This is a genomic window from Streptomyces roseifaciens, from assembly GCF_001445655.1.
GTDB lineage: Bacteria > Actinomycetota > Actinomycetes > Streptomycetales > Streptomycetaceae > Streptomyces > Streptomyces aureoversilis.
Genome location: NZ_LNBE01000004.1, coordinates 3,080,060 through 3,106,081, shown reverse-complemented (window position 1 = coordinate 3,106,081; position 26,022 = coordinate 3,080,060). Strand labels below are relative to the sequence as shown.

28 protein-coding genes and 1 riboswitch are annotated in these 26,022 nt (G+C 71.4%); of the genes, 1 reads left to right on the top strand and 27 read right to left on the bottom strand.

Features of this window, described 5'->3' with window-relative positions; all coding sequences use genetic code 11:
• Positions 1-14: 14 nt before the first annotated feature.
• The 9 genes from AS857_RS31160 to rpsB form a co-directional block, all read right to left on the bottom strand.
• Positions 15-1,058 (bottom strand): ABC transporter ATP-binding protein, encoded by a 1,044-nt coding sequence (locus tag AS857_RS31160; protein ID WP_058046494.1) that lies wholly within the window; start codon positions 1,056-1,058, stop codon positions 15-17.
• Positions 1,058-2,773 (bottom strand): ABC transporter permease, encoded by a 1,716-nt coding sequence (locus AS857_RS31155; RefSeq protein WP_079110746.1) that lies wholly within the window; start codon positions 2,771-2,773, stop codon positions 1,058-1,060. Before AS857_RS31155 ends, AS857_RS31160 begins: the two co-directional genes overlap by 1 nt.
• The gene (locus tag AS857_RS31150) at positions 2,749-3,849 is read right to left on the bottom strand and encodes a thiamine ABC transporter substrate-binding protein (RefSeq protein ID WP_058046492.1); all 1,101 of its coding nucleotides are present in this window, start codon (positions 3,847-3,849) and stop codon (positions 2,749-2,751) included. Before AS857_RS31150 ends, AS857_RS31155 begins: the two co-directional genes overlap by 25 nt.
• Positions 3,845-3,952: riboswitch (TPP riboswitch) on the bottom strand. It overlaps the preceding gene by 5 nt.
• Positions 3,953-4,018: 66 nt before the next feature.
• Positions 4,019-5,128, bottom strand: a complete 1,110-nt coding sequence (gene rlmN, locus AS857_RS31145; protein WP_058046491.1) for a dual-specificity RNA methyltransferase RlmN — start codon at positions 5,126-5,128, stop codon at positions 4,019-4,021.
• A gap of 164 nt (positions 5,129-5,292) precedes the next feature.
• The gene (locus AS857_RS31140; RefSeq protein WP_079110745.1) at positions 5,293-6,393 is read right to left on the bottom strand and encodes a phosphatidate cytidylyltransferase; all 1,101 of its coding nucleotides are present in this window, start codon (positions 6,391-6,393) and stop codon (positions 5,293-5,295) included.
• Positions 6,393-6,950, bottom strand: a complete 558-nt coding sequence (gene frr, locus AS857_RS31135) for a ribosome recycling factor (RefSeq protein WP_058046490.1) — start codon at positions 6,948-6,950, stop codon at positions 6,393-6,395. The genes AS857_RS31140 and frr overlap by 1 nt, the downstream gene beginning before the upstream one ends.
• 167 nt (positions 6,951-7,117) lie before the next feature.
• A complete protein-coding gene (gene pyrH, locus AS857_RS31130; protein WP_058046489.1) occupies positions 7,118-7,897 on the bottom strand; it encodes a UMP kinase in 780 nt (259 codons plus the stop codon).
• Between the two features lie 163 nt (positions 7,898-8,060).
• On the bottom strand, positions 8,061-8,897 hold the full coding sequence (gene tsf, locus AS857_RS31125; RefSeq protein WP_058046488.1) for a translation elongation factor Ts: 837 nt from the start codon (positions 8,895-8,897) through the stop codon (positions 8,061-8,063).
• Positions 8,898-8,995: 98 nt separating this feature from the next.
• Positions 8,996-9,853: a 30S ribosomal protein S2 gene (gene rpsB, locus AS857_RS31120; protein ID WP_058046487.1), complete on the bottom strand. Its 858-nt coding sequence runs from the start codon at positions 9,851-9,853 to the stop codon at positions 8,996-8,998.
• 727 nt (positions 9,854-10,580) lie between these two features.
• On the opposite strand from rpsB, the gene AS857_RS42150 reads away from it, so the two are divergent.
• Positions 10,581-10,955, top strand: a complete 375-nt coding sequence (locus AS857_RS42150; protein WP_058046486.1) for a peptidoglycan DD-metalloendopeptidase family protein — start codon at positions 10,581-10,583, stop codon at positions 10,953-10,955.
• Here the strand turns inward: AS857_RS42150 and AS857_RS31110 are convergent.
• The 18 genes from AS857_RS31110 to proS form a co-directional block, all read right to left on the bottom strand.
• On the bottom strand, positions 10,945-11,484 hold the full coding sequence (locus tag AS857_RS31110) for a TetR/AcrR family transcriptional regulator (protein ID WP_058047186.1): 540 nt from the start codon (positions 11,482-11,484) through the stop codon (positions 10,945-10,947). The genes AS857_RS42150 and AS857_RS31110 overlap by 11 nt on opposite strands.
• Positions 11,485-11,700: 216 nt before the next feature.
• Positions 11,701-12,537: an RNA polymerase sigma factor WhiG gene (whiG, locus tag AS857_RS31105; RefSeq protein ID WP_058046485.1), complete on the bottom strand. Its 837-nt coding sequence runs from the start codon at positions 12,535-12,537 to the stop codon at positions 11,701-11,703.
• Between the two features lie 236 nt (positions 12,538-12,773).
• Positions 12,774-13,955 (bottom strand): DNA-processing protein DprA, encoded by a 1,182-nt coding sequence (gene dprA, locus AS857_RS31100; RefSeq protein WP_058046484.1) that lies wholly within the window; start codon positions 13,953-13,955, stop codon positions 12,774-12,776.
• Positions 13,952-15,559 (bottom strand): YifB family Mg chelatase-like AAA ATPase, encoded by a 1,608-nt coding sequence (locus AS857_RS31095; RefSeq protein ID WP_058046483.1) that lies wholly within the window; start codon positions 15,557-15,559, stop codon positions 13,952-13,954. Before AS857_RS31095 ends, dprA begins: the two co-directional genes overlap by 4 nt.
• A complete protein-coding gene (locus AS857_RS31090) occupies positions 15,559-15,918 on the bottom strand; it encodes a YraN family protein (RefSeq protein WP_058046482.1) in 360 nt (119 codons plus the stop codon). Before AS857_RS31090 ends, AS857_RS31095 begins: the two co-directional genes overlap by 1 nt.
• Positions 15,919-16,000: 82 nt before the next feature.
• Positions 16,001-16,309 carry a DUF2469 domain-containing protein gene (locus AS857_RS31085; RefSeq protein WP_009714730.1) on the bottom strand — a complete coding sequence of 103 codons (309 nt, stop codon included), beginning with the start codon at positions 16,307-16,309 and terminating at the stop codon, positions 16,001-16,003.
• A 39-nt stretch (positions 16,310-16,348) separates the two neighbouring features.
• On the bottom strand, positions 16,349-16,882 hold the full coding sequence (locus tag AS857_RS31080) for an NUDIX hydrolase (RefSeq protein ID WP_058046481.1): 534 nt from the start codon (positions 16,880-16,882) through the stop codon (positions 16,349-16,351).
• Complete coding sequence (gene lepB / locus AS857_RS31075; RefSeq protein WP_058046480.1) at positions 16,875-17,618, bottom strand: signal peptidase I; 744 nt, start codon at positions 17,616-17,618, stop codon at positions 16,875-16,877. The genes AS857_RS31080 and lepB (AS857_RS31075) overlap by 8 nt, the downstream gene beginning before the upstream one ends.
• A 112-nt stretch (positions 17,619-17,730) precedes the next feature.
• Positions 17,731-18,729, bottom strand: a complete 999-nt coding sequence (gene lepB, locus AS857_RS31070) for a signal peptidase I (protein WP_058047185.1) — start codon at positions 18,727-18,729, stop codon at positions 17,731-17,733.
• On the bottom strand, positions 18,671-19,705 hold the full coding sequence (gene lepB, locus AS857_RS31065; protein WP_079110744.1) for a signal peptidase I: 1,035 nt from the start codon (positions 19,703-19,705) through the stop codon (positions 18,671-18,673). Before lepB (AS857_RS31065) ends, lepB (AS857_RS31070) begins: the two co-directional genes overlap by 59 nt.
• Positions 19,698-20,543: a signal peptidase I gene (lepB, locus tag AS857_RS31060; protein ID WP_058046479.1), complete on the bottom strand. Its 846-nt coding sequence runs from the start codon at positions 20,541-20,543 to the stop codon at positions 19,698-19,700. The genes lepB (AS857_RS31065) and lepB (AS857_RS31060) overlap by 8 nt, the downstream gene beginning before the upstream one ends.
• A 45-nt stretch (positions 20,544-20,588) precedes the next feature.
• On the bottom strand, positions 20,589-20,939 hold the full coding sequence (rplS, locus tag AS857_RS31055) for a 50S ribosomal protein L19 (protein WP_030369336.1): 351 nt from the start codon (positions 20,937-20,939) through the stop codon (positions 20,589-20,591).
• A 130-nt stretch (positions 20,940-21,069) separates the two neighbouring features.
• Positions 21,070-21,879 carry a tRNA (guanosine(37)-N1)-methyltransferase TrmD gene (gene trmD / locus AS857_RS31050; protein ID WP_058046478.1) on the bottom strand — a complete coding sequence of 270 codons (810 nt, stop codon included), beginning with the start codon at positions 21,877-21,879 and terminating at the stop codon, positions 21,070-21,072.
• The gene (gene rimM / locus AS857_RS31045; RefSeq protein ID WP_058046477.1) at positions 21,879-22,520 is read right to left on the bottom strand and encodes a ribosome maturation factor RimM; all 642 of its coding nucleotides are present in this window, start codon (positions 22,518-22,520) and stop codon (positions 21,879-21,881) included. Before rimM ends, trmD begins: the two co-directional genes overlap by 1 nt.
• Positions 22,521-22,604: 84 nt before the next feature.
• Positions 22,605-22,844 carry an RNA-binding protein gene (locus AS857_RS31040; RefSeq protein WP_020868149.1) on the bottom strand — a complete coding sequence of 80 codons (240 nt, stop codon included), beginning with the start codon at positions 22,842-22,844 and terminating at the stop codon, positions 22,605-22,607.
• 2 nt (positions 22,845-22,846) lie between these two features.
• The gene (gene rpsP, locus AS857_RS31035; protein WP_030369333.1) at positions 22,847-23,281 is read right to left on the bottom strand and encodes a 30S ribosomal protein S16; all 435 of its coding nucleotides are present in this window, start codon (positions 23,279-23,281) and stop codon (positions 22,847-22,849) included.
• A gap of 155 nt (positions 23,282-23,436) precedes the next feature.
• Positions 23,437-24,027, bottom strand: a complete 591-nt coding sequence (locus AS857_RS31030; protein WP_058046476.1) for a hypothetical protein — start codon at positions 24,025-24,027, stop codon at positions 23,437-23,439.
• Between the two features lie 306 nt (positions 24,028-24,333).
• Positions 24,334-25,749, bottom strand: coding sequence for a proline--tRNA ligase (proS, locus tag AS857_RS31025; RefSeq protein ID WP_058046475.1), 1,416 nt, complete (start codon positions 25,747-25,749; stop codon positions 24,334-24,336).
• Positions 25,750-26,022: the final 273 nt, after the last annotated feature.

Below are 26,022 nucleotides of genomic sequence, written 5' to 3'. Positions count from 1 at the left end.
TGAGGAGGTCCTGCTCAGCCGTTCGCGGTACCGGCGTCGTCCAGCACGACGACATCCGCGACGTCGAAAGCGACGCCCACGCGGTCGCCGGCGGCGGGGGCCCCGTGCAGCCCGCATGCCGCCTCCAGCACGGGGCCGTCCGCGGGGCGCAGCATCAGCACGACGTGGTCGCCCCGGAACGTCCGCCCGGTGACCGTGCACGGGAGCCCCTCCGTCTCCGGCACGAGGCGCACGCCGGCAGGCCGTACGAGCAGCCGGCCCGTGCCCTGCCGCGACCCCGGCGGCACCGGGACCTTCCCCCACACGGTGTCCGCGCACTCGCCGCCGACCGTCGCCTCGACGACGTTGTCGAAGCCGAGGAAACGGGCCACGAACTCGGAGGCCGGGCGGCGCCAGACCTCCAGCGGCGTGCCGGCCTGAGCGATCCGTCCGTCACGCATCACGACCACGCGGTCGGCGAGGGCGAACGCCTCGCCTTGGTCGTGGGTGACGGCCAGCACCGTGGTCCCCAGCCGGCCGAAGAGGTCGCGCAGTTCGACGACCAAGCGCTCCCGCAGGCCGCGGTCCAGCTGCCCGAGCGGCTCGTCGAGCATCAGCAGCCGGGGCTGCGGCGCGAGGGCCCGTGCGAGAGCCACCCGCTGCTGCTCGCCGCCGGACAGGGCGGCGATGGAGCGGCGCTGCGCACCGGGCAGCCCCACCAGCTCCAGCAGCTCGGCGACCGTCCGTGCCGTCTCGGCCCGCCCCATGCCGCGCATGCGCAGTCCGAAGGCGACGTTGCCCGCCACGTCCCGCTGGGGGAACAGCTGGTGGTCCTGGAACATGAGGCCCACTCCGCGCCGGTGCGTGGGAACGCCGCTCTGGTCGCGCCCCGCCAGGAGCACGCGCCCGGCATCCGCGCGCTGCAGCCCGGCCACCACGCGCAGCAGCGTGGACTTGCCGCTGCCGCTGGGGCCCAGCACGCAGACGATCTCGTGCTCGGCGACCTCCAGGTCCACCGCGTCGAGCGCTGCACGCTCCCCGAAGCGGACGTCGACCTTCTCCAGTCGCAGCAGGGCCATCAGAACTCCCCCGTACGGTCGGTGCGGATACGTTCCAGCACCAGCAGCGCCGCGGCGCACACCAGCATCAGGATCGTGCTCAGGGCCATCGCCTGCCCGTAGGTGAGCTCCCCGGGGCGGCCCAGGAGCCGGGCCACCGCCACCGGCAGCGTGGGGCTGTCGGGGCGGGCGATGAAGACCGTGGCCCCGAACTCTCCCAGCGACACGGCGAACGCGAAGCCTGCCGCGACCCCCAGGGCACGGCCGACCAAGGGCAGGTCCACCTCCCGCCATGCCCGCAGGGGGGAGGCCCCCAGCACGGCGGCGGCCTCGCGCAGCCGTACGTCCACGGCGCGCAGGACCGGCAGCACGGTCCGTACGACGAACGGCACGCCCACAAGGGCCTGTGCGAGCGGTACCAGGATCCAGGACGCCCTCAGGTCCAGCGGCGGCTCGTCCAGGCTGATGAGAAAGCCGAAGCCGACCGTCACGGCGGACGTGCCGAGCGGCAGCATCAGCAAGGCGTCGAAGCCGCGGACGAGCCGCCCCTCGCGCCGGGTCAGCGCCGCAGCCGCGAGCCCGCCGATGACGACCGCGATGGCCGTGGCCGCCAGGCCGTACGCGAGCGAGTTGCCGATCGCCTCCAGCGGGGCGACGACGAACGTGCCGGCGTTGCCGTCCGCCGAGGCCAGGGCGCGGTAGAAAGCCAGCCCGAAGCCGTCCGGGCCGTCGAAGGAGCGCAGCACGAGGACCACGAGCGGGGCGAGGATGAGCACGGCGACGACCGCCAGGACAGACGCCAGGAACGCCCACTCGGCCGCGCCCCGCGGGCGCCGCGCCGTGCGCGCCGGGTCGACCAGCCGCAGGGTCGCCTCCCGCCGCCGCACCGTCCATGCGTGCACGGCCAGCAGCGCTGCGACGGCCACGAACTGCAGCAGCGTCAGGACGGCGGCCGTCGGCAGGTCGAGCATCTGGGCGGTCTGCTGATAGATCTCCACTTCCAGCGTGGCGTAGCGGGGACCGCCGAGGATCTGCACGACGCCGAAGGATGTGAAGGTGAAGAGGAAGACCATGAGGGCCGCGGCGGCCACGGCCGGCGCCAGCGCCGGCAGCGTGACCCGCCTCCAGGCCGTGAAGCGCCCCGCGCCCAGGACTCTGGCCGCCTCCTCCTGGCGCGGGTCGAGCTGGGCCCACAGGCCGCCCACGGTGCGGACGACCACGGCGTAGTTGAAGAACACGTGGGCGAGCAGGATCGCCCAGACAGTGGTGTCGAGGCGCACCCCCCACCACTCGTCCAGCAGCCCCCCGCGCCCCAGCAGCGCCAGGAAGGCCGAGCCGGCGACGACGGTCGGCAGGACGAACGGCACGGTCACCACGGCGCGCAGCGTGCGCTTGCCGGGGAAGTCGAACCGCGCGAAGACGTACGCCCCGGGCAGGGCGAGGGCGAGCGTCAGGGCGGTGGAGGCGGCCGCCTGCCAGGTGGTGAACCACAGCACGTGGCCGATAGCCGGGTCTGTCACGACCTCGCCGATGCGGCCGAGCTGCCACTGCCCGCCGTCCTTCAGCCCCCGGGAGACGATCGAGGCGACGGGGTAGGCGAAGAAGACCGCGAAGAAGGCGAGCGGCAGGGCCATGAGGCCGAGCCGCACCGCTGTCCGCCGCCCGGCCCCGCCGGGGCCTCGCGCGGGGCCCCGTGCAGGGGCCCCGGGCCCTACTTCAGGACGAGCGAGGACCATGCCTTGACCCACTGGTCGCGGTTCTTGGCGATCTTCTCGGGGGCCATGGTGCCGGGCTCGTTCACCTGCGCGCCGTACTTGGTGAACACCTCGGGCAGCTTGGCGTCCTGGTTGGCGGGCTTGACGAACATCTGCAGCGGCATGTCCTCCTGGAACGTACGGCTCAGCAGGAAGTCGATCAGGGCCTTGCCACCCTCGGTGTTCTTCGCGCCCTTCAGCAGCCCGGCGAACTCCGTCTGCTGGAAGCAGGTGCCCGTGGCGACGCCGGTCGGGCCCTCCGCGGGCTGCGGCTTCACGCCCAGGACCTCGGCGGGCGGGCTGGAGGCGTAGGAGACCACGAGGGGCTTGTCGCCCTTGGCCTTCTTGCCTCCCGCGGAGCCGGAGAAGCGCTCGTTGTAGGCCTGCTCCCAGCCGTCGACGACCTCGACGCCGTTGTCCTTGAGCTTCTTCCAGTAGTCCTGCCACCCGTCGTCGCCGTACTTGGCGATCGTGGCGAGCTGGAAGGCGAGGCCCGGGGAGGACGTGGCGACGTTCTCGGTGACGAGCAGGTTCTTGTACTCGGGCTTGACCAGGTCGTCGAGGGAAGTCGGCGGGGTCAGCTTGTGGCCGGCGAAGTACGCGCGGTCGTAGTTGACGCAGATGTCGCCGGTGTCGATGGGCGTGACCCGGTGCTCGCCGGCGTCGGCCTGGAGCTTCCTCGGGACGCGGTCCAGGCCCTTGGCCTCGTACGGCGCGAAGATGCCGTTGTCCAGCGCCCGGGAGAGCAGGGTGTTGTCGACGCCGAAGAAGACGTCGCCCTGCGGGTGGCTCTTGGACAGGATGGCCTGGTTGACGGCCTGGCCGGCGTCGCCGCCCTTGAGGACCTTCACCTTGTACCCGGTCTGCCGGGTGAACTGCTTGAGCACCTCTTCGGACGCTGCGAAGGAGTTGTGCGAGACCAGGGTGACGGTCTTGTCCTTGCCTTCGGACGTGCCGGAGTCCCCGGAGCCGTCCGAGCCGCCGCACGCGGCCAGGGCCGGAAGGGCGAGCACGCCGACGGCGACTGCGCCGGCGGCACGCCGCAGGTTGGTGTTCATGATCGAGCTGACTCCCTACGCCGGTATGACCCGGATCAGGTCCGAGGGTCTGCGGGCTGTGCCGCACTCTCAGCGCCCCGTGGGCGCTCCCCTGTCGGATTGTTCATTTGTGCGAGGGCACCGTATCAGTGCCCTCCCCATGCATCGGTGTCTGACCTGCGGCCTTGGCTCAGCGCTCGGCTGCTGCCAGCTGCCCGCAGGCGCCGTCGATCTCCTGGCCGCGGGTGTCTCGGACGGTGACCGGCACCCCGTGCGCGGCGATGGCCGCGACGAAGGCCCGCTCGTCCTCGGGGCGCGAGGCCGTCCACTTCGACCCCGGGGTGGGGTTGAGCGGAATGAGGTTGACGTGCACGCGCTTGCCCTTGAGGAGCCGGCCCAGGAGGTCGCCGCGCCATGCCTGGTCGTTGATGTCACGGATCAGGGCGTACTCGATGGAGACCCGGCGGCCGGACTTCTCCGCGTACTCCCACGCCGCGTCGAGGACCTCGCGGACCTTCCAGCGCGTGTTGACCGGCACCAGGGTGTCGCGCAGCTCGTCGTCCGGTGCGTGCAGGGAGACGGCCAGACGGCACTTGAAGCCCTCGTCGGCGAAGCGCAGCATCGCCGGGACCAGGCCCACCGTGGAGACCGTGATGCCGCGCTGGGAGAGCCCCAGGCCGTCCGGCTCGGGGTCCGTGAGGCGGCGGATGGCGCCGACGACCCGCTTGTAGTTGGCCAGCGGCTCGCCCATGCCCATGAAGACGATGTTGGACAGCCGCGCGGGGCCGCCGGGGACCTCTCCGTCGCGCAGCGCCCGCATGCCGTCCACGATCTGGTGGACGATCTCGGCCGTCGACAGGTTCCGGTCCAGACCGGCCTGGCCGGTGGCGCAGAACGGGCAGTTCATGCCGCAGCCGGCCTGCGAGCTGATACACATGGTGACCCGGTCGGGGTAGCGCATCAGCACGGACTCCACCAGCTTGCCGTCGTGCAGCCGCCAGAGGGTCTTGCGGGTGGTGTCGTCGTCGCACGAGATGTGACGCACGACGCTCATGAGCTCCGGCAGCAGCTCGGCGGCGAGCTTCTCGCGCGCCGCCGCCGGGATGTCGGTCCATGCGGCGGGATCGTGGGCGTACCGGGCGAAGTAGTGCTGCGAGAGCTGCTTGGCGCGGAACGGCTTCTCACCGATCGCCGAGACGGCCTCGCGGCGCTCGGCGGGCGAGAGGTCGGCAAGGTGCCGCGGGGGCAGCTTGGCCCCACGGGGGGCGACGAACGTCAGTTCTCCAGGCGCGGGGGCCATGAGCAAAAACACCTCATTGACGACGGCGGATGACCTCCGCAATCGCGGAGCCAGCGGCAGGACGAGCCGGAACCCGGAGATCTCACAGGGGCACCCCCGCAGGCGCGGGGCCGGAAAAGGGCCCGCCGCACAGCGGCGAGCCCTTCCAGGGTACCCGGCCCAGCTCAGGAGCCGACGAAGACGACCATGAGGAGCCACACCACGGGCGCGGTCGGCAGGAGCGAGTCCAGCCGGTCCATGATGCCGCCGTGCCCCGGCAGCAGGGCGCCCATGTCCTTGATCCCGAGATCCCTCTTGATCATGGACTCGCCGAGGTCTCCCAGCGTGGCGCTGACGGCGACGGCGAGGCCGAGGAGAAGCCCCTCCCACCACACGCCGCCGTCGATCAGGAACTGCATGCACAGGGCGCCGGCGACCATCGCGAAGGCGACCGCCCCGAGCAGCCCCTCGCGCGTCTTGCCGGGGCTGATGCGCGGCGCCAGCTTGCGCTTGCCGAACTTCCAGCCCACCGCGTACGCACCCGTGTCGCTGACCACGGTCAGGATCAGGAAGGTGAGCACCCGCCACGCGCCGTCCCCGGCGGCGAGCATGAGGGCCACGAAAGTGGCCAGGAACGGCACGTAGAAGGCCGCGAAGATGCCCGCCGTGACGTCCTTGAGGTAGTCGTCCGGCGACTCCGTCATCCGCCACACGAGGACGGCCAGGGCCGTGAAGGCCACGGCCACCCACGCACCCTCGGCGCCGCTGGCGTAGCCGGCGATGACCATGGCGGCTCCGCCGACCGCGAGCGGCACCAGCGGGGCACGGATCGCCTTGCGCTCGGCGAGGCGGGAGGTCAGCTCCCACAGCCCGACCACGACGGCGATCACGATCACGCCGAGGAAGACGGGCTTGTAAATGAACAGGGAGGCGAGGATGACCGCACCGAGGCCCACGCCGACCCCTATCGCCGCCCGCAGGTCACGGCCGGCGCTCTTCTTTCCTGCCTTCGGCGACTCGGGGGAGGCAGGCACCGGGGCGGGGTCCTGGGGCCTGATGTCGGGCTCCTGTTCATCGCGGAACAGGGGGCCGCGAAGATGAGCGGCCCCCTGGTCACGGTCGTCCTGATCTCCGCCTGAGGGGGGCACGATGGGCATGGGCCGAGTCTGCGCCGCGATGCCCGCCTCGTGCACAGGACCCGCCGAACGGGCCGCAGAGGACGGCCCCCGGTCGGTGGACCCCCGGTATCCGGCGCTCGGCGGGGCCCCCCAGGATGTCTCGTTCATCAGACCTCGAGGAGCTCGGCTTCCTTGTGCTTGAGCAGCTCGTCCACCTGCGCGACGTACTTCGCGGTGGTGTCGTCGAGCTCCTTCTCCGCGCGGCGCACGTCGTCCTCGCCGGACTCCTTGTCCTTGACGAGCTTGTCCAGGGCGTCCTTGGCCTTGCGGCGGACGGAGCGGATCGAGACCTTGGCGTCCTCGCCCTTGCCCCGGGCCACCTTGATGAACTCCCGGCGGCGCTCCTCGGTCAGCTCCGGGAAGGTCACCCGGATGATGTTGCCGTCGTTGCTCGGGTTGACACCGAGGTCGGAGTCGCGGATCGCCTGCTCGATGTTGCGCAGCGCGCTCTTGTCGAACGGGGTGACCACGGCCATGCGCGGCTCGGGCACCGAGAAGGACGCCAGCTGGTTGATGGGCGTCAGCGCACCGTAGTAGTCCGCCACGATCTTGTTGAACATCGCCGGGTGCGCACGCCCGGTGCGGATCGCCGCGAAGTCCTCCTTGGCGACCACAACGGCCTTGTCCATCTTCTCCTCGGCCTCGAGGAGGATCTCTTCGATCACCACTTGCTCCTGGTGTTATCAGTAAGCAGAGCCTCGCCCCTGCGCGCGTCTTCTCCTGCACGGTGTCCGACCGGCAGGCAGTTGTCCATCCCCGTGCCGAGGTCTTCCCACGGCACGGAGTTGCCGTCCGTATCGGGCCAGGCCGCTACGGACGGCTGTGCGGGTCGTCAGTCCCGCGTGCTCCGGTCGCTCACGAGCGTGCCGATCTTCTCACCCTTGACCGCACGGCCGATGTTGCCCTCGGCGAGCAGCTCGAAGACCAGGATCGGCAGCTTGTTGTCCATGCACAGGCTGATGGCGGTGGCGTCGGCGACCTTCAGGCCCCGTGCGAGCACCTCGCTGTACTCGAGGGCGTCGAACTTGACCGCGTCGGGGTTCTTCTTCGGGTCGGAGTCGTAGATCCCGTCGACGCCGTTCTTGCCCATCAGGATCGCCTCGGCGTGGATCTCCAGGGCGCGCTGGGCCGCAGTGGTGTCGGTGGAGAAGTAGGGCATGCCCATGCCCGCGCCGAAGATCACGACGCGGCCCTTCTCCAGGTGGCGCACGGCGCGCAGCGGGATGAACGGCTCCGCGACCTGCCCCATGGTGATGCCGGTCTGCACGCGGGTCTCGATGCCTTCCTTGACCAGGAAGTCCTGGAGGGCGAGGGAGTTCATCACGGTGCCGAGCATGCCCATGTAGTCCGAGCGGGCCCGGTCCATGCCGCGCTGCTGCAGCTCCGCGCCGCGGAAGAAGTTGCCGCCGCCGATGACGACGGCGATCTCGTAGCCCTCGCGGACGACGGCCGCGATCTCGCGGGCGATGGCGTGCACGACATCGGGGTCGACGCCGAGGCCGCCCCCGCCAGCGAACGCCTCGCCGGACAGTTTGAGCAAGAACCGGCGGCGTGGGCCGTGGTCAGCAATGGTGTCGTCGGCGGCCTGCCGGGCGTCCGCACCCTGATTCATTGGAGCTCTCCTCGTGCACATACGAAGAAGGCCATTGCCGGATGGGTCCTTTCGGTTCCCTGTACGGCAATGGCCTCCTCGTCACATCAGCGGCCGACCGGTGAGGGATCGGCTGCGTACGACCCTAGCGGGTCGCAGGTCAATCGCTGCCCTGCTGACGGGCTCAGGCGCCGACGCGGATGCGCGCGAAGCGCTTCAGCGTGACACCGGCCTCGTCCAGGACCTTCTGGACGGTCTTCTTGTTGTCCTTGGCGAACGCCTGCTCGAGAACGGCGTTCTCCTTGACGAAGCCGGTGACGCGACCCTCGATGATCTTCGGCAGGGCGGCCTCGGGCTTGCCCTCCTCGCGGGCGGTGGCCTCGGCGACGCGGCGCTCGTTCTCCAGGACGTCGGCCGGGATGTCCTCACGGGAGAGGAACTTCGGCGCAAACGCGGCGATGTGCTGCGCGATGTCCTTGGCGACCTCGGCGTTGGCCTTGTCCAGCTCGACCAGGACGCCGACCTGCGGGGGCAGGTCCGCGGCGGTGCGGTGCATGTAGGCGAAGACCAGGCCGTCGGCGAAGTACGCGAAGCGGTCCACGACGATCTTCTCGCCGAGGGTGGCGTTGGCCTCGTCCACGAACGCCTGGACGGTCTTGCCGGCCTCGATCTCGGAAGCCATCAGGGCGTCGACGTCGGCCGGAGCGCTCTTGGCGACGTGGGCGGCCAGAGCCTCGGCGACGGCCACGAACTTCTCGCCCTTGGCGACGAAGTCGGTCTCGCACTTCAGCTCGACGATGACACCGGAGGTGTTGTCGTCGGCGATGGCGGAGACGACGGCACCGTTCTCGGTGGTGCGGCTCTCGCGCTTGGCGACGCCCTTGAGGCCCTTGACGCGCACGATCTCGACGGCCTTCTCGAGGTTGCCCTCGGCCTCGTCCAGCGCCTTCTTGCAGTCCATCATGCCGGCGCCGGTGAGCTCACGGAGCTTCTTGACGTCAGCGGCGGTGAAGTTCGCCATGGTCTGTGAATCTCTCTCGAAAGTCGTGGGTGACTACGGGTGCACGACGGGGGCGGCGCGTGTCGCGCCGTCCCCCGCCGTATCTACCGACTGAGTTGTCAGGCCTGCTCGGCGTCCGCGGCCGGAGCCTCGGCAGCGGCCTCGGCCTCGGCCGGCTTCTCGGCCTCGGCGTCGGCCTTCTTCTCGCCCTCGAGCAGGTCGCGCTCCCACTCGGCGAGGGGCTCGCCGGCGGCCTTGTCGGCCTTCGCGTCACCGGTGGCGGCACCGGAGCGGGCGATGAGGCCCTCGGCGACGGCGTCGGCGATCACACGGGTGAGCAGCGTGACGGAGCGGATCGCGTCGTCGTTGCCCGGGATCTTGTAGTCGACCTCGTCGGGGTCGCAGTTGGTGTCGAGGATCGCGACGACCGGGATGCGGAGCTTGCGCGCCTCACCGACGGCGATGTGCTCCTTCTTGGTGTCCACGATCCAGACGGCGCTCGGCACCTTCTGCATCTCGCGGATACCGCCGAGGGTCTTCTCCAGCTTGGCCTTCTCGCGGGAGAGGACCAGGAGCTCCTTCTTGGTGAGGCCGGAGGCGGCCACATCCTCGAAGTCGATGAGCTCGAGCTCCTTCAGGCGCTGCAGGCGCTTGTAGACGGTCGAGAAGTTGGTGAGCATGCCGCCCAGCCAGCGCTGGTTGACGTACGGCATGCCGACGCGGGTCGCCTGCTCGGCGATGGCCTCCTGGGCCTGCTTCTTCGTACCGACGAACATGATGGAGCCGCCGTGCGCGACGGTCTCCTTGACGAACTCGTAGGCGCGGTCGATGTACGACAGCGACTGGAGCAGGTCGATGATGTAGATGCCGTTGCGCTCCGTGAAGATGAAACGCTTCATCTTCGGGTTCCAACGACGGGTCTGGTGACCGAAGTGGACGCCGCTCTCCAGCAGCTCCCGCATCGTGACGACGGCCATGGCCGCGCTCCTTGAAATACTCGGTTCCACGACGGCCGGGCGGCCGCCGCTCCTGACGCCCCGACATGCCTGCCGTGGACGATGCCCTTGCGAGAACCGTTCCGCGGACCGAGAGACACGGCCACCGGGCTGCCCGAAAGGGACTGACGCGCCGGTAGCGGGGCGTGCGAAGTCGATCCGGTGACCCGGATCGCCATGAGAAGTGTACGGGACCCGGGAAGGCGCGGGTGACGACGTTGTGCACAACCCGCGAGTAGTCCACAGATCTCCGTCAAGATCCCCGCGAATGCCCGGGGTCCGCCACCGTACGGGCATGACTCTCATCGGATCTTTCACCCGACGCCTGCTCGCCGCGGCCGGCGTGGTCACGCTCTGTGTTCTCGCGGGCGCGGTGGCCAGTGGTACGGCCGCGGGCGCGGGGGCCGCGAAGACGGCCGCGCCCACCCCTGCCCCCGCCTCCGGAGCCCGGGCTGCGCAAGCCCCGCCCGGGGCGCCCCCTGCATCCACGGCCGTGGGCCCCGAACCGCCGGAGCCCCCCGGCCCTCCCGGGCGGCCCGGACCGTCCAAAGCGTCTGGGCCATCCAAACCGTCAGGGCCGTCCGGGCCGGCGGGCGGCGCGGGGCAGGGCGAGCGGGCCTGGCCCGTCAGCGGGTCGCGAGGGAACCGGCCCCTGCTCGCACGGGCCTGGCGGCCCCCGCCTGTGCCCTGGGCGGCCGGGCACCGAGGGGTGGATCTCGTCGCCCGCGCCGGTCAGCCGGTACGGGCTGCCGCGCCCGGCACCGTCTCGTTCGCGGGCACCGTCGCGGGGCGGGGCGTGGTGTCGGTGCAGCACCCGGGGACGGGCGAGCCGCCGCTGCGGACCACGTACGAGCCGGTGCAGGCGACGGTGAAGGAAGGGGACCAGGTGGCGGCGGGACAGGTGATCGGCACGCTGCAGGCGGGCCCGTTCCACTGCTCCGGGGGCTGCCTCCACTGGGGGCTGCTCCGCGGCCGGGTCTACCTCGACCCCTTGTCCCTGCTGCCGCCGTGGATGCTGCGCAGACCGCCCTCCCGGCTACTGCCGCTGTCGGGCGGGCCCGGCGCGCCGGTGGTCAGCCCCTGACGCCGCGCAGCGACATGGACACGGCCGCCTCGATGATGCTGTCGGGCTCCTCGGCCGCGCCGAGCTCGATCCGGCGCACGGCGGCGTCGACCACGCCCTGCAGCAGCATGGCGGCCAGGCGCGGCTGCTCGTGGCCGAGGGCGACGAGCGCCTCCACGACCATCGCGATGAGCCCGCCGTGGGCAGCACGGATCTTCTCGCGTGCACCCGCGTCCAGCTCGCCGGCGGAGATCGCGACCACGGCGCGGTGACGGCGGTCGCCGACCAGGGCCAGCTGCCGGCGCACATACGCCTCGATCTTCGCCTCGGGCGTGTCCGCGCCCTCCATGGCGGCTTCGACCTCCGCCGCCCAGACGGGGAAGTCGACCGCGCAGAGCTCCTCCACCACGGCTGCGCGCGAGCGGAAGTACTCGTAGACCGAGGAGCGCGCCAGACCGGTGCGCTCGGCCAGGGCAGGGAACGTCAACGCCTCCGTGCCGCCCTCGGACAGCAAGGAACGGGCGGCGTCCAGCAGGGCGCCGCGCTGCATCGTCCGGTGCTCGGCCACCGAGGCCGCTCGAATCCTGGGCACGTCCCCACTTTACGGATTGCCGGGGGGCGGGACGACGCCGAGGGAGGATTCGCGCCCCTTGCCGGCCCGACAGGCCCTACCGGTCCGCCGGCCCCCGCGCCTCCTCGCAGGACCCCTGTCGGCCTTCAGGGGCCTCGCCGGCCTCACCGGGCCCCGCCACCCCCGCCGCCCCCGTCAGCGGCCGACGTCCGCCAGCTTCGCCCTCAGCTGGAGCACCGACTTCGTGTGGATCTGGCTGACCCTGCTCTCCGTGACGCCGAGCACATGCCCGATCTCGGCGAGGGTGAGGCCCTCGTAGTAGTAGAGGGTGACCACGGTCTTCTCGCGCTCGGGCAGGGTGTTGATCGCGCGGGCGAGGAGGCGGCGCAGCTCGCGGTCCTCGGCGACCTCGACGGGGTCGTCGGCGGCGGTGTCCTCGAGGGTGTCCATCAGGCTCAGCCGCTCGCCGCCTTCGGCGCCGGCGTGCAGGAGGTCCTCCAGGGCGACCACGTTGGTCAGCGACAACTGGCTGAAAACACCGTGCAGTTCCTCGATGGCGATGCCCATCTCGGCGGCGACCTCGGCCTCCGAGGGCGTGCGCCGCAGCTCGGCCTCCAGCGTGGCGTACGCGCGCTCGACCGCGCGCGCCTTCTGCCGGACGGAGCGCGGGATCCAGTCGAGCGCACGCAGCTCGTCGATCATCGCGCCACGGATCCGGGTGATGGCGTACGTCTCGAACTTGATCTCCCGGGCGGGGTCGAACTTCTCGATGGCGTCGATGAGTCCGAAGATCCCCGAGGAGACGAAGTCGGCCTGCTCGACGTTGGGCGGCAGGCCGACACTCACGCGCCCCGCCACGTACTTCACCAGGGGCGAGTAGTGGAGGATCAGCTGCTCCCGCAGCCGGTCGTCGCCCGAGGCCTTGTACGACCGCCACAGCTCATCGAGCGTCGAGGGTGCGGGAGGGCGCTCGGGGCCGCGTGCCGCGGGCGGCACCGCCGCGCGGTCCGAACCGGAGGTGTGCTGGGGCATTCGTCGTCTTGAGCCGTTCTGCTGTGACGTGGATCGAGTGGTACGAATGGCTGGAATCCCGTGAGCGTAGCGTGACTGCTGCGTTGCGGTATGCGATGAGTCCTCTTCGTCGGTGTGCGGATACGTTCCCCTGCCGGAAGCGCCGGCGTGCGGCGCCGGGGGCCGGCGTCGGTACGGGCCTCGCCGTATCGGCGGCCGCGGTCGTCCCCTTAACCTTTTCACCCGATCGCCCCAGGTCAAGAACCGCCTCGCCGCGCGGACGGGCGCCGTCCGGGGGGCTTGGAGGTGTCGGATGTTGACGGCGGAGCGGCCAACTGCCAGTGATCACCCCGGCGTTCCACGAAACCGAGCGACTGCAGCTCGTACAGCCTGGCAAGCGTCTGATCCCTGCTCAGGCCCGCGTTTCGCGCGATGAGCTCCCCGTCCCCGCCGTCTCCGCCGGGCACGGCCTCCAGCACCACGGCCGCCGCCGGTGCCAGCAGATCGCGCGCGACGACGGGACCGCGCCGCTCGGGGGCGAGGTCCCCGATGCCGCCGACCAGCTCGGCGATCTCGTCCGCGTCGGTGACCAGGGCGGCGTCCTCGCGGAGCAGTTCGTGCACGCCCGCCGACAGGCCCGACGTCACCGGCCCGGGCACGCCCATCGTCTGGCGGCCCAGCAGCCGCGCGCGACGGGCCGTCACCAGTGAGCCGCTGCGGTACTCGGCCTCCACGACCACGGTTCCCCTCGTCAATGCGGCGATGACGCGGTTGCGCAGGACGAAGCGGCTGCGGGTGGGGTGACCGCCCGGAGGCAACTCGGCGAGCACCAGACCACGTTCCACGATCCGGTCGATCAGGTCGGCGTGGCCCCTCGGATAGGGCACGTCGACCCCGCAGGCGAGCACGGCGACGGTCGCCCCGCCCGCGGCGAGCGCTCCCCTGTGAGCGGCACCGTCGACGCCGTACGCGGCGCCGGAGACGACGACCCAGCCGCGGCGGGCCAGCCCGGCTCCGAGGAGGGAGGCGACGTGCGAGCCGTAGTCGGTGCAGGCGCGCGCCCCGACCACGGCGACGGAGCGCAGCGCCCACAGCCGCAGGTCGGCCCCGCCGCGCACCCAGAGGCCGAGCGGGCGGGCATCACCGAGGTCGTCCAATTGCTGAGGCCATTCCCGGTCTCCGGGGCAGAGGAAGCGGCCGCCCAGCCGGGCGACGGCGTCGAGGTCGCCGTGGGGGTCGAGAGCGGCGGCGCGCTCCCGGCACCCGGCGAGCCGTTCGCGGCCGGCCCCCTGCGGCGCCGGGCCCGCCCCCGTGAGCCCCCGCACCAGCCCCACGGCGCCCATTTGCCTGATCCACCGCCCTACGCGCTCGTCCCCGGGCTCGGTCAGACGGGTGAGAGCGGCACGGGCCACACGGTCCTCGGAGGCGGGGGCCGTCACGGATGGCCTCCGGCCACGACCGCGCCGCGGTGGACGCCCGTGCGCAGTTCGAGCGCGCAGTTGACGTCCGAGGCGTCGGGGAGGCCGTGGCCGGCGAGGTCCGCCACCGTCCAGGCGACGCGCAGCACGCGGTCGAGGCCACGTGCCGTCAGCATGCCCCGCTCCATGTCGCGTTCGGCCTCGTCGAGGGCGCCGGGGGCGACGCGCCAGCGCGTCCGCAGTTCGTGGCCGGGAACTTCGCTGTTGGTCTGCCAGGGCACGTCGGCGAGGCGGGCCGCGGCCCGCTCCCGGGCGGCGCGGACCCTGTCGGCCACCTCGGCGGTCGTCTCCGCCCCTGCCCGGGGGCCCGTCAGCTCGGAACGGGCCACTGCTTCGACCGTGACCCGCAGGTCGACACGGTCCAGGAGGGGGCCGGACAGGCGTGCGCGGTAGCGCCTGACGGCCTGTGGAGTGCAGTCGCAGCCCTCCCCCAGCATGCCGTGCCGTCCGCACGGGCAGGGGTTGGCGGCGAGGACCAGGAGGAACCTGGCGGGCAGCCGCAGGACACCGCCGGAGCGGGCCACGATGACGTGCCCCGACTCGAGCGGCTGCCTCAGAGCGTCCAGCACCCGTCCGGAGAACTCTGGTGCCTCATCCATGAAGAGCACGCCGCGGTGGGCCAGGGAGACGGCTCCCGGGCGGGGCAGCCCGCTGCCGCCGCCGACGAGCGAGGGCATGGACGCCGAGTGGTGCGGAGCGCAGTACGGGGCCCGGTCGAGGAGAGGCTGGCCCGCGGGAAGAGTGCCCGCTACGGAGTGCACCGCAGTGACCTCGAGGGACTCCTGGGATGTGAGGGGCGGCAACAGGCCGGGCAGCCGCTCGGCGAGCATGGTCTTGCCTGCTCCGGGCGGGCCCTGGAGGAGAAGGTGGTGCCGCCCGGCGGCGGCCACTTCGAGGGCCATCCGGGCCCTGGCCTGCCCCGCGACCTCGGCGAGGTCGGGCCGGCGCTCCCCCTGCACGACCCCCGTACCCAACCCCGCCCCGGGCACCGAGAGCCCTGCAAGCATCGGATCCGGGCTGCCCTCCTGCAGCGGCTCCTCCTCGGGCACCGGCTCGTCCGTCAGGACCGCGATCAGCTGGCGCAGGCTGCGGATGCCGAGGACCGAGACGCCGGGCACGAGGGACGCCTCGGCGGCCGTGCGCTCGGGGACGACCACCTGCCGGTAGCCCGCGTCGGCCGCGGCCAGGACCGCCGGGAGGATGCCCTGCACCGGGCGGACGCGGCCGTCGAGGCCGAGCTCCCCGATGAGCACCAGATCGGCGATCTCCCGGGGGTCGAGGCGCTCCGAGGCGGCCAGGACGGCGCAGGCGACGGCCAAGTCGAAGCCGCTGCCGCCCTTGGGCACGGCCGCGGGGCTCAGGCCCACGGTCAGCTTCTTCTGCGGCCATTCGGCGCCGGAGTTCACCACGGCTGCGCGGACGCGGTCCTTGCTCTCCACCAGGCTCTTGTCGGGCAGGCCGACGAGGGTGAAGGCGGCGACTCCTGGCTCCAGGTCGGCCTGGACCTCGACCATCACTCCCTCGACCCCGACCAGCGCCACCGAGCACGTACGGGCGAAGCCCATCACGCCACCCCCTTGGCGTGCTCCACGGCGGGGGCTCCCCGGTCGGGGACGATCACGCCCACCAGGTCGATCCGCACGCCGCCCGCGGGCGGTCCGCCGTGCCGCGCCAGCCAGCGCTCGGCGAGGCGGCGCAGCCGGTCGGCCTTGGCCGGGGTGACGGCGGCCATCGGATGTTCGTAGGCACCGGTGCGGCGGGTCTTGACCTCGCACACCACCAGGGTGTCGGCCTCCATGGCGACGATGTCGATCTCGCCCTCGCGGCATCTCCAGTTCCGTTCGAGGACGACGATGCCGGCCTGGGCCAGCCGGCGGACGGCGAGATTCTCGCCGTAGCGACCGAGTGCTTCTCGGGCGTTCACGGGCACCACCTCCGGCGCCCACCGTGCCGCCGGCACCCGGAATTGTTGGATCTTGGTGGATTACCCGTCGGTTGTGGAGAACTCAGCCACCCGGAAGGTCGAGGTCGCTCTTGTTCAGCTCCTCGATGTTCACGTCCTTGAACGTGAGCACCCGCACCTGTTTCACGAACCGGGCCGGGCGGTACATGTCCCAGACCCAGGCGTCGGCCATGGAGACCTCGAAGAAGACCTCGCCCTGGACGGAGTGCACCTGCATCTCGTAGTCATTGGTGAGGTAGAAACGGCGCTCGGTCTCGATCACGTATTTGAACAGACCGACGACATCGCGGTACTCCCGGTAGAGCTTCAGCTCCATCTCGGTCTCGTACTTCTCGAGGTCCTCGGCGCTCATGGCATGTTCCCCTTCAGCCGTGCGTCCCCCCATTGTGCGTCAGGCGCGCTCCGTCTCCAGGAGCACCGGCGTACGCGGGGGTCCCTCGTCGAGCAGCGTACGCAGCAGCCCGGCGAGCCTGGTCGGATACACCGTCTCACGGGTCGCGAGAAGTTCCTCGCAGGTCCACCAGCGCAGCCCCGTGACGCTGCGCCGCTCCAGTTCCGTCCCGCCGCCGGTCCATTTCCCGGGCTGCGCGGTGCGGGCCAGGAAGTAGCGCTCGTCCTGGTCCCAGCGGCGGCCGTCGAAAGGAAAGGAGCAGGTGCGGCACCACATGACGGGGCCCAGGTCGATCTCTGTGATCCCGGTCTCCTCGGCCAGCTCCCGGCGCGCCGCCTGTTCCCAGCTCTCGGCGCCCTCCAGGCCGCCGCCCGGGGTGAACCACCAGGTCGTCGTGGGATCGCCCGGTTCGTAGCCGTGCATCAGCAGGATGCGGTCGTCGGGGTCGAGCAGGACGACCCGTGACGCCCTGCGCGGCTCCCCCGCTCCGGTGGGCGTCTCCCCCGCCGTGCGGGCGTGCCCCTTCTCAGCCATGGGCGGGCACCTCCTCCCTGCGCCTCGGCGTGACGAAGCGCGCCACGGGCCCGTACGCCGCGCCGCCCAGGATGAGCACCGCGCCGGCGACCACGGCTGTCAGCACCAGGGGCAGCGGGCCGGGCTGCGAGGTGCCGCCCGGGAGGACGGCGAAGGACTCGGGTCTGTCCATCATGCCCCAGCCGCCCACGGGCCAGGCAGTGGCGTCCACGCGTGCCTTCACCGCACTGCGCGGCACGGAGCCGTGGGAGGCGTCGGTGAGGTGGCCGCGGGAGTCCACGGAGTCGTTGCGGTGGTCTCCGAGCAGGAAGAGCTGTCCCTCGGGGACGGTGGCGGAGAAGGCGGTGGGCGACGCCGGGCCCTTGGCCTGCAGATACGGTTCCTCGATCGGTTTGCCGTCGACCGTGATGCGCCCTTGCCCGTCGCAGCAGGCCACGGTGTCGCCGCCCGTGCCGACGACCCGCTTGACCATCGGGGAGTCGCCCCAGAGCCTGTCCTTGAAGACGACGATGTCCCCGCGCCGCACGTCGCCGCCGTCGATGCGCTGGGCGAGGACCCGGTCGCCCCGCCCGATGGTCGGCGCCATCGAGTCGGTGGGGACGGTGTAGGGCTGGTAGAGCAGGGCGCCCCAGACGAAGCCGCCGAGGAAGAGCACACAGCCGACGGCCACGGCCAGCCCGGACAGCATCCTGCCCGCGCGGCCGTGGCCGTCGTCCGTACGTCCCGCTCCGCTCATCCCAGTGCTCCCGCCCCGCGTAGAAGATCGGACTCCGCATGCCCGGGGGCACGGGAACCGCACACTACCGGGCGGTATGCAGGCGAGTCAGCCCTTCGGGAGGCTCTGCCGGTCAGTCCCTGGGGGCGCTCCGGAGGGTGAGCCCCTCGGTGCCGCTTCGCGCGGTGAGCCTGCGCCGGCGCCACAGGACGAGCGGCACCGCTCCGGCGAGACCGAGCGCGGAGGGCGCGGCCGCGGCAGCGGCGTTCAGCCCCGGCTGGTCGAAGGTGCCGGGAACGCCGAGGAAGGACCAGCGGTTGATCGGCCAGGCGACCACGAAAGCGCGGCCCACGACCTCGGACACGGGGACGAAGCCGTGGTCCTGGTTCGGGTGGTAGCGCGAGTCCAGGGAGTTCTGGCGGTGGTCGCCCATCACCCAGAGCTTGCCCTTGGGCACCTTGATCGGGCCGAAGGGCTGGTCGTCGCACGGGGTGTTGTCGGGGAAGAGATAGTCCTTCTCCGACAGCGCCTTGCCGTTGACCTTGACCGGGCCGCCCTTCTGGCACTCCACGGTGTCCCCGCCGACCGCGATGACCCGCTTGATGAGGTCCTTCTCCTCGGCCGAGGGCATGAGGCCGATGAAGCTGAGGACCTTCTGCACGCCGCCGCCCAGCGGGCCGGGCTGGGGCGTCTGGGCCTCGTCCCCGAGCCAGTTGTCCGGGTCGTGGAAGACCACCACCTCGCCGCGGTCGGGCTCGGCGCCGAACCAGGGGGTGAGCTTGTCCACCAGCACGCGGTCACCGCGCTGGAGAGTGTTCTGCATCGAGTCCGACGGGATCGAGAACGCCTGCACCAGAAACGTCTTGATCAACAGCGCGAGGACCAGGGCGATGCCGATCAGTATCGGCAGCTCTTTCCAGAAGGACCGCTGCTTCTTGGGTGCCGCACCGCGCGGGCCCTCTCCGTCCGCTTCCGGGCTCACGTCTTCGCCGTCCGTCCGCGCCGGTCCGCCCGCAGCCTCCTGGGATGCCTGGGACATGGCCTCCGCCGGCACGCCCGCCCCTGGCGACCCGTCAGCCTCCCCGGGCCGCTTCTCGGGCTCTTCGTGACCGGACCGTGCGCCGACCGCCAAGTCCCCCACATCCACTCCTCTCGCTCCGCTCTCCACGCTGCAGGCCGCCGTACACACGACGCAGGCCCACCACTCCCATAACGAGCGGGAGTTCCGCAGGGGTCGGGAGTTGGATCAATCCTTGCTGATCCATGAGGGACACACTATGCGCCGGACCGCGTGCTCGCGCCTCCGCCGGCGGCGCGTCATCGACCGTTGCGAAAGTGTCTCTTTCGGACAGCTGTCGCCAGTGGCCCAGCGGCCAAGCGATCACGACCGCACGGCCGACGACCAGCTCCTGCGGCACGGTGCCCTGCCCGGGATCGTCCAGGTGGAAGCGGGAATCAGCCGAGTTGGAACGGTGGTCACCCATCACGAAGTAGCGGCCCTGAGGCACCCGCACCGTGAAGTCGAGCTTCGAGGGGGCGTTGTCGGGGTGCAGGTAGGGCTCGTCGAGCGGCGTTCCGTTGACCGTGATTTTGCCGTTCGCGTCGCAGCACTTGACCGTGTCACCGCCGACACCGATCACACGCTTGATCAGATCCTGCTCGTTCGCGGACGGAAGCAGGCCGATGAAAGTCAGCAGCTGTTTGGCTTGTTTGACGCCCACCGGGTCGGGCCCGGTCGTCAGCTGCTCCCCGTCCAGCCAGCCGCCGGGGTCCCTGAAGACGATGACGTCACCGCGCTGGGGCCGGGAGCCGAACCAGGGGGTCAGCTTGTCCACCAGGACGCGGTCGCCGATCCGGATGGTCTGCTCCATGGAGCCGGAAGGGATGACGAACGCCTGCACCAGGAACGTCTTGAACACCAAGGCGATCAGGAGCGCCACCGCTATGAGGATCGGCACCTCCTTGACCGCGGAACGGCGCCGGCGCCGTTTGACCCGCCGCGCCGCCTTCCGCCGCGCGGCGCGGCCCCCCGTGGCCGGTCCCGCCCCCAGTGCCCCCGCATCCGCCGGGCCCGCGGGGCCCGGCAGCGTGCGCCCCCTGCTACCCACCCGGCCTCCCGCTCCGTCCGGCGGGCTTCTCCGTGTGCCCGGCGGAGGCGTCGGCGTCCGGCACGCGCGCGTAGACCTCGGGACGCTTCAGTTCGGTCATCCGCCCGAACGGCCAGCCGATCCAGTCGGCCCGCCCGACAACCCTGCTCACTGGCACCATGCCACCGCCGGGCTCCCCCAGGTGGTCACGGGAGTCGCGGGAGTCGCCCCGGTGGTCGCCCATCACCCACAGCTTGCCCTCGGGGACCACGACGTCGAACGGCGCGCGTGAAGGCGCGTCGCCCGGGTAGAGGAAGCCCTCGTCCACCGGGTATCCGTTGATCTGCAGCCGGCCGCGCGCGTCGCAGCAGGTGACCCTGTCGCCCCCGATACCCACCACGCGCTTGATGTAGACGGTCGCCGCGGGCCCCATGAGGCCGACGGACGAGGCCCCCTTGCGGATCAGCGCCGCCGCCGGGTTCTCCGCCGGCACATCGTGGAGGAAGGAGTCGGTGCCGTCGAAGACCACCACGTCGCCCCGCTCCGGCTTGTCCCCGAAGCCGTAGGCGAGCTTGTTGACGAGCACCCGGTCGCCCACCCGGAGCGTGTTCTCCATCGACCCGCTGGGGATCAGGAAGGGCTGCACCACGTAGCTGCTGAGCAGCAGCAGGAAGACCAGGCAGAGCGTCAGCAGCACCCCCGCACGGCGCAGCGGGCCACCGCCCCGCAGCCACGCCCGGGCGGCCTTGGCCCAGGCGGCCGGGGAGGCGGGAAAACGCGAGGAGCGCGACCCCTGCTCCGCGCCCTCTGCAGGGCGGGGAGAGCGGTCGCGCTCCGAAAGCTGTACGTCGGTGTCCATCGAGCCGAAAGCCTATCCGGCCAGGCACGGACGCCGGACGGAAGCTCAGTTGTCGCGCTTCTCCTTGATCTTCGCGGCCTTGCCACGGAGCTCACGGAGGTAGTACAGCTTGGCGCGACGGACGTCACCGCGGGTGACGAGCTCGACCTTCTCGAAGATCGGGCTGTGCACCGGGAAGGTGCGCTCGACGCCGACGGAGAACGAGACCTTGCGGACCGTGAAGGTCTCGCTGATGCCCGCGCCCTGGCGGCGGATGACGACACCCTTGAACTGCTGGATACGCGAGCGGTTGCCCTCGATGACGCGGACGTGGACGTTCACGGTGTCGCCGGGGCGGAAGGCCGGGACGTCGGTGCGCAGCGACGCGGCGTTGACGTTGTCGAGCAGGGAGGACATATTCGTCTGCTTCCTCGCCGATGCCACAGGTCATCAGCGGAATTCGTACTGAAGTGGGGATGGTGCCGGAACACCGGGCGAGCGTCGTTCCCCCTGTGGCAGGGGCGCACGCCGGGCGCAGGGCAACGGCTTATTCTTCCACGTCCGGGGCCACTCGCCCAAATCGGCCGTCGGGGCCGGGGCCCCAGCCCAGGATCGAGAGGATCTCGCGGTCCTTCTTGTCGAAGGCGGCGGGGTCCGCGCGCTCGATCAGATCGGGGCGGTTGCGCACCGTGCGCCGGAACGCCTCGTCGCGGCGCCACCGGGCGATCTTGCCGTGGTGGCCGCTGAGCAGGACGTCGGGGATGCCGCGGCCGCGCCACTCCGGGGGCTTGGTGTAGACGGGGCCCTCGAGGAGGTCGGCCATGGCGCCCGGGGCGAAGGAGTCGTCGCGGTGCGACTCGGCGTTGCCGAGCACGCCGGGGAGCAGCCGGGCGATGGCCTCGACCATGACGAGGACGGGGGCCTCGCCGCCGGCCAGCACGTAGTCGCCGATGGACACCTCGCGGACGTCGACGCGGTCGCCGTACTCCTCGATGACCCGGCGGTCGATGCCCTCGTAGCGGGCGGGGGTGAAGACCAGCCACGGCTTCTCGGAGAGCTCGACCGCGAGCTCCTGGGTGAAGGGCCGGCCGCTGGGCGTCGGGACGACGATCACGGGCCGCCCCTCGCCCGACTCGATGATCGAGTCGAGGGCCTCGCCCCAGGGCTCCGGCTTCATGACCATGCCGGGGCCGCCGCCGTAGGGGGTGTCGTCGACGGTGTTGTGCTTGTCGTGCGCCCACGCGCGCAGGTCGTGCACGCGGACGTCGAGCTGGCCCCGTGCCCGCGCCTTGCCGACGAGCGAGACGTTCAGCGGCTCGAGGTACTCGGGGAAGATCGTGACGACGTCGAGGCGCATCAGGCGTCGCCCCGCTCGGAGCCGGTCCCGCTGCCGTTCCCGCCGCCGTTCACGGAGCCGTCCGCGGAACCGGCCGGGGAGCCCTGCCCCGCCTCATGCTCCGCCTCACGCGACGAAGCGATCTCCGCCTCGTCGGCGTCGATGAGGCCACGCGGCGGATCGATGACGGCGCGCTGCTCGTCGAGGTCGATCTCCGTGACGATCTCGGAGACGAAGGGGATCATCACCTCGGCCCCGTCGGGCCGCTCCACGATGAAGAGGTCCTGCGAGGGCAGGTGGGAGATCTCGGTGATCCGGCCGATGACGGTGCCGTCGACCGTGACGACCTCCAGGTCCATCAGCTGGTGGTCGTAGAACTCCTCGGGGTCCTCCGGGGTCTCCTCCGGGTCCACCTCGGCGATGAGGAGGATGTTACGGAGCGCCTCCGCGGCAGTGCGGTCGCCCACGCCCGCGAAGCGCAGCAGGAGCCGCCCGCTGTGCACGCGGCCGGACTCGATGGTCAGCGGCCCCGCGGCGGCGGGGTCCGTGCCCAGGACGGCGCCGGGGCCGAGCCGGAGCTCGGGCTCGTCCGTGCGCACCTCAACCGTGACCTCGCCCCGGATGCCGTGGGCGCGGCCGATCCTGCCGACTACGAGCTGCATGTTTCCTTCTCTGCTCTCCGTACGCGACAACGGGCCGGGAAGGGCCCAAGCCCTTCCCGGCCCGTGCCGGTGCTCAACCGCTTCTCAGCGGACCTGATCCACGTCGACGAGGTCGACGCGGATGCCACGGCCGCCGATGGCGCCCACGACGGTGCGCAGGGCACGAGCGGTGCGGCCGTTGCGGCCGATCACCTTGCCGAGGTCGTCCGGGTGAACCCGGACCTCCAGCACGCGCCCACGGCGCAGGTTGCGCGAAGCGACCTGCACCTCGTCGGGGTTGTCGACGATGCCCTTCACGAGGTGCTCAAGGGCCTCCTCGAGCATCCTCAGGCCTCGGTCGACTCAGCGGACTCGGCCTCAGCGGCCTCGTCCTTCTTCTCCGACTTCTTCGCCTTCGGGGTGATGGCCTCACCCTTCGCCTCGCCCGCGGCGCTCACGACGGCGTCGAAGAGACCGCTGTGGTCCTTCTTCGGCTCGGCGACGAGCATCGGGGCCGGGGCCGGCAGGCCCTTGAACTTCTGCCAGTCGCCGGTGACCTTGAGGATGGCCATGACGGGCTCGGTCGGCTGCGCGCCGACACCCAGCCAGTACTGGACACGCTCGGAGTCGACCTCGATGCGCGAGGGGTTCTGCACCGGGTGGTACAGACCGATCTCCTCGATGGCCCGGCCGTCACGGCGGGTACGGGAGTCGGCGATGACGATGCGGTAGTGAGGCGAACGGATCTTGCCCAGACGCTTCAGCTTGATCTTGACTGCCACGGGAGTGGTGTCTCCTGGTCTTGACGTGGTTGGGCACAACGAGATGCCACGTGGGGTTGCGGTACTCGGATGCCCGATGGACGCGCCAGCCGGAGGAGAGAGGGGTCCTATGCGACTGTCGAGTACAGCGTCCCATTGTGCCACACCCCTCCAGGTCAGCCGACCGTGACCGCCTCCGGGATCCGGAAGGGCTGCCCGCAGCCGCCGCACATGATCGGCGCCTGGGCGAGCACGGAGGGCACGACCCGCACGTTCCGGCCGCAGTCGCACACCGCCTTGACCCGTACCCCGCCGCCGGACGAGCCGTGCCGTGCCGCCGGCCCGCGGAACGTCCGCGAGGTGTCAGCGGTGGTGGCGACCGTGTGCGCCTTGAGGGCGCGCTGCAGTCTGTCGATGGTGGGGCGGTAGCGCTTGCGCGCCTCCGGGTTGAGCACGACCAGGGAGAAGCCGCTACTGGGATGCGGATCCTCGCTGTGGTCGAGTCCGAGCTCCTCGGCGATCGCCAGGAACCGGCGATTGTGGTAGCGGCCTGCGCGGGAGGTGTCACGGACACCGCGGGCGGCCGCGATGCCGTGCACTGCCTCGTGCAGCAGCCGTTCGAAGGAGAGCTCGGCGCCGCATGCGGACGACGACTCCCCGATCAGCGATTCGGGCGCGGCAAGATCCGGCAGCTCGGGGTGGTGCCGCTGAATGTCGGCCCACGCCTGCGCCAGCTCTGCGGCGAGAACAGGTGGTGTCGTGCTCACGTCGTGACAACGAGCCGGGACCGCCCGGTGTTCCGATACCGGGCCATCCCAAATAATTTGCACGTACCAGTCAGTTTCACGCTCATGCGTCCTGACGAGGGCGGGTGCGCAGATCTATGGAGAAGCCGCGCACCCGTTCGCAACCCGGGACGTACTGACTCATCAGTAAGCGCGCACCGGGGGGCGTGCGCCCCTACGGACAGCGGGGCGCCCGAAGGCGCCCCGCGGAGCGTGAACGACGGCGGCACCGCGGCAGGGCTCGTCGCCCCCACGGTGCCGCACGGGGCGAGGCCCCCGGCGCGGTGCCTAGTAGGCGCGCGCCACGATCGCGATCGTGCCCGGGGCGTCGTCCGCCTCCGGCACCGAGCCGTCCTCGGCCACCAGGCAGCGCACGGACACGGCCTGCTCGGCCAGCTTGGCCTCGCCCTCCGGGCCCAGGTCGGCCCAGCGGATCCGCGCCCAGCCGCCGGCCACGGCGGCCTCGGCGGCTTCCTCGATCGTCGTCACGTCGGTCGTACGGGCCTCGCGGCGCTCGCGCGACTGACTCAGCAGCAGCGCCTGGTCCTCCTCGAGGACCTTCGGCAGCAGCCCGACGAGCTCCTCGAGACGGACCGGCTCCTTGCCGCCCGGGATGCGGCGGGCCAGCATCGCGGTGCCGTTCTCCAGGTCGCGGGGGCCGACCTCGATGCGCACCGGGACGCCCTTGAGCTCCCAGTCCACGGCGCGGCGGCCGAACGGCGTGTCGGTGCGGTCGTCGACCTGCACCCGGATCCCGGCGGCCTTCAGCTGGTCGCCGATCTCGCGCACCTTGGCGATGACGGCGTCGTCGCCCTTGATCGCGAGGACGACGGCCTGGACCGGCGCCAGGCGCGGCGGCACGCGCAGGCCGCTGTCGTCGCCGTGCGACATGATCAGACCGCCCACCATGCGGGTGGAGACGCCCCAGGACGTCTGCCACACCAGCTCCTGGTGGCCGTCCTTGGACAGGTACGAGGTGTTGAAGGCCTTGGCGAAGTTCTGGCCCAGCTCGTGGCTGGTGCCCATCTGCAGCGCCTTGCCGTCGCCCATCATGCCCTCGAGGGTGAGGGTGTTGATCGCGCCCGCGAAGCGCTCCTTGGCCGTCTTGCGGCCCAGGACGACGTCGATGCCCAGGACGTTGACCATGAAGTCGTAGTAGACGTCGCGGTGGATGCGGGCGGCGTAGTCGCGCGCGTCCTCGTACGTGGCGTGCGCCGTGTGGCCCTCCTGCCAGAGGAACTCGCTCGTGCGCAGGAAGACGCGCGGGCGCATCTCCCAACGGACCACGTTGGCCCACTGGTTGATCAGCAGGGGCAGGTCGCGGTAGCTCTGCACCCACTTGGAGAAGTACTCGTTGATGATCGTCTCGGAGGTGGGCCGGACGACGACCGGCTCCTCCAGCTCCTTGCCGCCGCCGTGCGTGACGACCGCGAGCTCGGGGGCGAAGCCCTCGACGTGCTCGGCCTCGCGGGTCAGGTACGACTGCGGGATGAAGAGGGGGAAGTACGCGTTGGAGGCGCCCGCGTCCTTGATGCGCGCGTCCATCTCCTGCTGCATGCGCTCCCAGAGCCCGTACCCGTACGGTCGGATGACCATGGTGCCGCGCACCGGGCCGTTGTCGGCCAGCTCGGCCTTGTTGATCAAGTCCTGGTACCAGCGCGGGAAGTCGTCCGCCTGGGGGGTGAGAATGGGAGCCTTTGCCATGGTGCGAATGGTACGGGGCCGATCCGTCGGAGCGTGAATCCGCTCCCCTCGCCCCGCCCCGCGCCCTTCGTACGCCGCCCCCGACGGGTCCGCGCCCCCTTGCGGCGCCCGTGCGGATGCGCCCGGCACATGCCATCGTGGGCGTACGGGAACGTGCCGGCGCCTTCCACTGGACTCGGGAACCGATGAGCAGTTCCCTGGCACAAGGGGGTGCTTTCTCCAGCAGTGCGCACGGCAGTACACGGGGGGCGGCGGATCGGGCATGCACACGTC